Origin of the sequence: Allobosea sp. CER48 (genome assembly GCF_044752385.1) — a bacterium.
Lineage (GTDB): Bacteria > Pseudomonadota > Alphaproteobacteria > Rhizobiales > Beijerinckiaceae > Allobosea.
In genome coordinates this window covers 1-6242 of the sequence record NZ_JBIWYK010000175.1, presented here as the reverse complement: position 1 = coordinate 6242, position 6242 = coordinate 1, and the positions used below count along the sequence as shown (strand labels likewise).

General features: G+C 65.0%; 6 protein-coding genes. 4 read left to right on the top strand and 2 right to left on the bottom strand.

Annotated elements, in window-relative coordinates; translation table 11 throughout:
• Positions 1-18: 18 nt before the first annotated feature.
• The gene (locus ACIPIA_RS08615; protein WP_400508561.1) at positions 19-708 is read right to left on the bottom strand and encodes a TetR/AcrR family transcriptional regulator; all 690 of its coding nucleotides are present in this window, start codon (positions 706-708) and stop codon (positions 19-21) included.
• A 146-nt stretch (positions 709-854) separates the two neighbouring features.
• Between ACIPIA_RS08615 and ACIPIA_RS08610 the strand changes: the two genes are divergently transcribed.
• The 4 genes from ACIPIA_RS08610 to bfr all read left to right on the top strand — a co-directional run bounded on the left by ACIPIA_RS08610 (position 855) and on the right by bfr (position 5318).
• The gene (locus ACIPIA_RS08610) at positions 855-2063 is read left to right on the top strand and encodes an HlyD family secretion protein (protein WP_400508559.1); all 1209 of its coding nucleotides are present in this window, start codon (positions 855-857) and stop codon (positions 2061-2063) included.
• A gap of 21 nt (positions 2064-2084) precedes the next feature.
• A complete protein-coding gene (locus ACIPIA_RS08605) occupies positions 2085-3671 on the top strand; it encodes a DHA2 family efflux MFS transporter permease subunit (RefSeq protein ID WP_400508557.1) in 1587 nt (528 codons plus the stop codon).
• A gap of 211 nt (positions 3672-3882) precedes the next feature.
• The gene (gene irrA / locus ACIPIA_RS08600; RefSeq protein ID WP_400508555.1) at positions 3883-4416 is read left to right on the top strand and encodes an iron response transcriptional regulator IrrA; all 534 of its coding nucleotides are present in this window, start codon (positions 3883-3885) and stop codon (positions 4414-4416) included.
• A gap of 407 nt (positions 4417-4823) precedes the next feature.
• Positions 4824-5318, top strand: coding sequence for a bacterioferritin (gene bfr / locus ACIPIA_RS08595; RefSeq protein ID WP_291669586.1), 495 nt, complete (start codon positions 4824-4826; stop codon positions 5316-5318).
• A gap of 119 nt (positions 5319-5437) precedes the next feature.
• Here bfr and ACIPIA_RS08590 read toward each other — a convergent pair whose 3' ends face one another.
• On the bottom strand, positions 5438-6112 hold the full coding sequence (locus tag ACIPIA_RS08590) for a cold-shock protein (RefSeq protein ID WP_400508553.1): 675 nt from the start codon (positions 6110-6112) through the stop codon (positions 5438-5440).
• Positions 6113-6242 lie beyond the last annotated feature (130 nt).

Below are 6242 nucleotides of genomic sequence, written 5' to 3'. Positions count from 1 at the left end.
AGGCCATTAAATAGGGCGTCAGCGGCTTGCGGCCGGCTCCGCGCCGGTCGCACGCGCATAGCGCGCCATGAACATCGCGATCGCCTCGCCGACGACACGCTGGATCTCCTCGTCGCTCGGTTGTGTGCGCACCGCGTTGAACAGGCGTGGCCGCGTCAGAGTCGACTGGCAGAGGTCGAGGAACTGGACTGCCGCCAGATAGGTGTCGTCGATCGCGAGCTTGCCCTCGGCCACCATGCGATCGAGATAGCGCGCAATCAGCCGCGAACCGAGCATCGGGCCGTTTTCGTAAAACTCGCGCCCGAGATCGGGCATGCGCTCGGCGACGCCGATGACGACGCGATGCGCGCTGACGGCCAGTTCGCTGTTGATCATGCGCACGATGCAGCGCCCGAAATTGGTCAGCGCGCGCACGGGATCGGAATCCTCGTTCAGGGCCTCGATCGCGCCGCGTTTCTGGGTTTCCCGCTCGCGCTGGATGAGCGCGACGAACAGGTGCTCCTTGTCCTCGAAATAGACGTAGAGCGTGCCTTTCGAAACATTGGCGGCCGCCGCGATGTCGCTCATGCTCGCTGCGTCGAAGCCGCGCGACGTGAAGACCTGAAGGGCGCCGTCCAGGATCTGGCGGCGCTTATCGGGGTCGGTGCCGGCGATCCGGCGATTCCGCGGCCCCGTCTTTACCGGGATTTCAGAGGTGTCCGACATCATCTTCCGGTCCGATCTGCGGACCCTGCATGGCTACTGCGAAAAAAGAATCGAACCAACCGGTTCGATTTGACTTGATATGCATCATCCTCCGCGCTATTTCAAGCGCAATCGAACCGAGTGGTTCGAATTGACATGCAGGACGCACAATGTCTGCTGATACCGCATCCGAAACGCGACGTGACCGGTTGAAGCTGGTCGACGCCACGGCCGAGACCGCCCAGCCGGCCGAGCCGGCGACCGCCCGCGAGGCACGCGAGGCTCCGGCCCGCGAGGCTCCTCCGGCGCCGCCGTCCGACAAGGCCAAGGGCGGCAAGAGCCCGCTGAAGCGCGGCATCATGATGGCAGCGGCGACCGCCGTCGTCGGCGCCGGCCTCTGGTACGGCATCGACTGGTGGCGCAATGGCCGCTTCATCGTCTCGACCGACGACGCCTATGTCGGGGCGGAGATGGCGACGATCTCGGCCAAGCTCGCTGCGAATATCGCGACCGTCTCCGTGGTGCAGAACCAGGAGGTCAAGGCCGGCCAGCCGCTGGCTGCGCTCGATGATGGCGACTGGCGGATCGCGCTCGAAAGCGCGCGGGCCAAGACGGCCACGGCGCAGGCTACGCTCGCGCGCATCGACAGCCAGGTCGAGGCCGCGCGTGCTGCTCTTGCCCAGGCCCAGGCCCAGCAGAATTCCGCCGAGGCGGCGGTGACCCGTACGGCCGCCGATTTCGAGCGCGCCAACAGCCTTGCTGCGAAATCCTATGGCTCGCAGGCCACGCTGGACGCCGCGACCGCGGCGCGCGACCAGGCCGTCGCCTCTGTCGCGAGCGCCAAGGCCGGCGTCGTGCAGGCGCAGGCCAATATCAGGGTGCTGGAGGCGCAGCGCGTCGAGGCCGCCCGGCAGATCGACGAGCTCAAGGTGGCCGAGCAGAAGGCTGAGCGCGATCTCTCCTTCACGAAGATCGCGGCGCCGATCGATGGCGTCGTCGCCAACACCAATCTGCAGCTCGGCGACCTCGTCAGCGCCGGCAAGCGCCTGATGTCGATCGTGCCGCTCGACCAGGTCTATGTCGATGCGAACTTCAAGGAGACGCAGGTCAAGCCGCTGAAGGTCGGCGACAAGGCGAGCATCACCGTCGATGCCATGCCCGGCAAGGTCTTCCACGGCACTGTCAGCGGCATCGCCGGCGGCACGGGCTCGGTCTTCACGCTGCTGCCGCCCGACAACGCGACCGGCAACTTCACCAAGATCGTGCAGCGTGTGCCGGTGCGCATCGCGCTCGACAAGGAATCGACCGGCCAGCATGTGCTGCGCCCAGGCATGTCGGTCATCGTGTCGATCGACCCGCGCCCCGCCAGCCAGCGCTGACCCTCAATCGAGGAGGCCGTCATGGCCACCGCGACCGTAAACGCGCCGGCGGGAGCTCCGCCGGCCCCGGACGCCATCCCGCTCCGCCGGATCTTCGCCTTCATGGCGATGGTCTTCGGCATGTTCATGGCGATCCTCGACATCCAGATCGTCTCGGCTTCGCTGGCGGAGATCCAGGCTGGCCTGTCGGCCTCCGCCGACGAGATCGCCTGGGTGCAGACGGCCTATCTGATCGCGGAAGTGATCATGATCCCGCTGTCCGGCTATCTCAGCCGGGCGCTGTCGACGCGCGTCTTCTTCTCGATCGCGGCTGCCGGGTTCACGATCTCCAGCGTGCTCTGCGCGATGTCGTCGTCGATCAACGAGATGATCCTGTGGCGCGCCGTGCAGGGCTTCATCGGCGGCGGCATGATCCCCGGCGTCTTCGCCGCGGCCTTCACAATCTTCCCGCCGGCAAAGCGCCCGATCGTCTCCCCGCTGATCGGCCTCGTGGCGACGCTGGCGCCGACGATCGGCCCGACGGTCGGCGGCTATCTCAGCCATGCCTTCTCCTGGCACTGGCTCTTCCTCGTCAACGTCGTGCCCGGCATCGGCGTGACGATCGCGGCCTGGACGCTGATCGATTTCGACAAGCCCGACCACAGCCTGATCAAGCGCTTCGACTGGCTCGGCCTTGCCGGCATGGCCGCGTTCCTCGGCAGCCTCGAATATGTGCTGGAGGAGGGGACGCGGCTCGATTGGTTCCAGAGCCATGAGATCGTGTTCTTCTCGGTCGTCATGGTCTTCGGCGCGGTGCTGTTCTTCTGGCGGGCGCTGACGCGCGACGATCCGCTCGTCGATCTCTACGCCTTCAGGAACCGCAACTTCGCATTCGGCTCGCTGTTCTCGTTCTGCATGGGCATCGGCCTGTACGGGCTGACCTATCTCTACCCGGTCTATCTCGGGCGCATCCGCGGCTATGACGCGCTGATGATCGGCGAGACCATGTTCGTCACCGGCCTGTGCATGTTCCTGACGGCGCCGATCGCCGGCCGGCTCTCGGCCAAGCTCGACCCGCGCGTGATGATGATGATCGGATTCTCGGGCTTCGCGCTGGGGACGTGGTGGGCCTCGTTCATCACCTCGGACTGGGATTTCCACGAGCTTCTCGTGCCCCAGATCCTGCGCGGCGTCTCGCTGATGCTGTGCATGGTCCCGATCAACAACATCGCACTGGGGACGCTGCCGCCGCAGCAGCTCAAGAACGCCTCGGGCCTCTACAACCTCACCCGCAATCTCGGCGGTGCCGTCGGGCTGGCGGTGATCAACACCATGCTGAATACCCGCACCGACCTGCACATCACGCGGCTGCACGAGATGGTCGTGGCCGGGCGCGGCGTGGCGGAAGAAGCTCTCGCCAATACGATGCAGCGCTTCGGCGACTACGGTGACGCGGCGCAGAAGATGGCGCTGTCGCTGCTCAACCAGCGCGTCCACAAGCAGGCGCTCATCATGGCCTTCGGCGACGTCTTCCTCGGCCTGACGATGATCTTCGCCAGCCTGGTCGTGCTCTCGCTGTTCCTGCGCAAGCCGCCGAAGGCGGCTGCCGGAGGCGGCGGGGGGCACTGACCGCTTGCGAGGATGCGGGAGCCGGACAGATCCGGGCTTTCGCATGCCGTGGCCCGCGATTTCGTGATCGCTCTGCATTGGGCGCGGGCGGTTGTCGCAGCCGCAATGATTGACATTCGATGGCGATCTTGCCAAATATGTGAGTAATATCAGTAGTTTAGAGAGTTTCTAAACTACGGGCCGGGCAACCGGCGCGGTGGAAGGCGTTACGATGAGTGTTCTCTCGAACAAGGATCTGGACCACAAGCCGGTGGCGAGCGACCATATTCCGTGGCCGCAGAAAAACCCTGCTTCGTGCCCGATCAGCGCGGTGAAGAACCGTCTCCGCACCGCCGGCCTGCGGCCGACGCGGCAGCGCATGGCGCTTGGCTGGCTGCTCTTCGCGAAGGGCGACCGCCATGTCAGCGCCGAGATGCTGTATGAAGAGGCGATCCGCGCCCGCGAGCCGCTGTCGCTGGCAACCGTCTACAACACGCTGCGCCAGTTCTCGGAAGCCGGGCTGCTGCGCCAGGTCTCCGTCTCCGGGCCGAAGACCTTCTTCGACACCAACGTGTCGGAGCACCACCATTTCTACAATGAGGACGACGAGACGGTCACCGATATCCCGGGTTCGACCATCCATGTCTCGGGCCTGCCGGATGCGCCGGAAGGCATGATGATCTCCTCGGTCGAGGTCATCGTGCGGCTGCGCAGTGCGGATGGCGAGGAAGTCCAGACCAAGTGCGTGGTGGACCATCACGCGTGATCGTTTGTTCCTGCAACGTTATCTCCTGCCGCCAGATCAAGGGTACCATCGCTCCTGACGGCAGCGGGCCGCGTACGGCGGGCGAGGCTTATGATTGCCTTGGCTGCAGCCCGGATTGCGGGCGGTGCGCACGTGAGGTTCGCAGCCTCCTCGCGGAAGCCCGTGCTGCCTGCGCGACCCAGTGCAGCAGCTGCGCAAGCCGCGAGATCGAGTGCGCGGTGCATGTCACCGTCGAACGGATGCTCGAAGGCCTCGATCGCGTCGAGGAAGCCGCCGCGGCCTGAGCCGGGCGGCTTTTTTGCTGGCGCCTGCGGGCGCGCCCCAGGATGCGGTTTTTCCTCTTCCCTTCCGGACAGAGCCTGTCTACATTAGTATCATTCTAATGTAAGTGATTGGGGTGCTCCGCCATGAAGGGCGACAAGAAGGTCATTGAATATCTCAACAAGGGGCTGCGCTCGGAGCTCACCGCCATCAACCAGTATTGGCTGCATTACCGGATGCTCGACAATTGGGGGCTGAAGGAGATGGCCAAGACCTGGAAGAAGGAGTCGATCGAGGAGATGGTTCATGCCGACCGTTTCGTCGACCGCATCCTCTTCCTCGAAGGCTTCCCGAACCTGCAGACGCTCGACCAGCTGCGCATCGGCGAGAACGTCAAGGAAGTCATCGAGTGCGATCTCAAGGCCGAGGTCGAGGCGCGCGCGCTCTATCAGGAAGCCGCGAAGTACTGCCGCGATGTCGGCGACTATCCTTCCGAGGATCTGTTCAAGGCGCTGATGAAGGACGAGGAAGGTCATATCGACTTCCTCGAGACGCAGCTCGACCTGATCGGGCGCGTCGGCCTGGAGCTCTATACCCAGAAGCATATCGGCGGCCTGGAAGGCGACGATCACGATCACTGAGGCTGAACCCGGGGAGCGCGTCGGCGTGCTCCCCGGCTCACGAATGTGGCTGCCTGTGGCGGCCGAAAGAAAAAGGCCCGCCAATGGCGGGCCTTCGACATTCTGGGATCCGATTCGGATCAGATGAAGCTGACGTTCGCAGCTTCCGGGCCCTTGCGGCCGGCGCGGATCGAGAAGCGCACGCGCTGCCCGTCGGTCGGCGCCTGAAGGCCGGAACGGCTCAGCGACGAAACGTGCAGGAAGACATCCGGGCCGCCCTGGTCCGGCGCAATGAAGCCGAAGCCGCGGTCCGAATTGAAGAACTTCACGGCGCCGTCGAAGGGGCCTTCGACCGGGCCGCTGTCACGGTCCTGGAAACCGCCGCCGCGAGGGCCGCGATCACCGCCGCCGAAGCCGCCGCGATCACGATCGCCGTAGCCGCGATCGCCGCCGCCATAGCCACCCCGGTCGCGATCGCCATAGCCGCCGCCGAAATCGTCACGCGGAGGGCGCGGCGAGAAGGCGCGCGGAGCGGGCGCGGTCTGGGTTGCGGTGGAGGCGTCGATCTCATGGACGGCGACGACCTGGAGGCCGCGGCGTCCTTCGCCGAGATCGGCGACGATCGTGGCGCCGGGCAGCAGGTCCTGCTGGTCGAGCGGGCCGATCGCCGAGACATGCAGGAAGACATCGCCCGAGCCATCGGAGGGCGATGCGAAACCGAACCCCTTTTCGGGGTCGAACCACTTAACCTTGGCTTCGATATTTTCGTGGGTGACGAAAGGCTGGGCAGCAGGAGGCTTGCGACGATCGAACATGGAGCTTCAAGTCTGAGTGACCGGGAGCACGCAACTTAGCGCATGCCGGGCGCGCCGTCATCGGGGTTCTTGCGAAATTATCGCACGACGTTTTGAACCATAGTAGTGCTTTTTTTCGGGGCATCCCCAA

Coding starts and splice junctions, on each gene's coding strand:
- irrA (WP_400508555.1), top strand. CDS start 3,883: ATGAGTGTTCTCTCGAACAAGGATCTGGACCACAAGCCGGTGGCGAGC.
- ACIPIA_RS08605 (WP_400508557.1), top strand. CDS start 2,085: ATGGCCACCGCGACCGTAAACGCGCCGGCGGGAGCTCCGCCGGCCCCG.
- bfr (WP_291669586.1), top strand. CDS start 4,824: ATGAAGGGCGACAAGAAGGTCATTGAATATCTCAACAAGGGGCTGCGC.
- ACIPIA_RS08615 (WP_400508561.1), bottom strand. CDS start 708: ATGATGTCGGACACCTCTGAAATCCCGGTAAAGACGGGGCCGCGGAAT.
- ACIPIA_RS08610 (WP_400508559.1), top strand. CDS start 855: ATGTCTGCTGATACCGCATCCGAAACGCGACGTGACCGGTTGAAGCTG.
- ACIPIA_RS08590 (WP_400508553.1), bottom strand. CDS start 6,112: ATGTTCGATCGTCGCAAGCCTCCTGCTGCCCAGCCTTTCGTCACCCAC.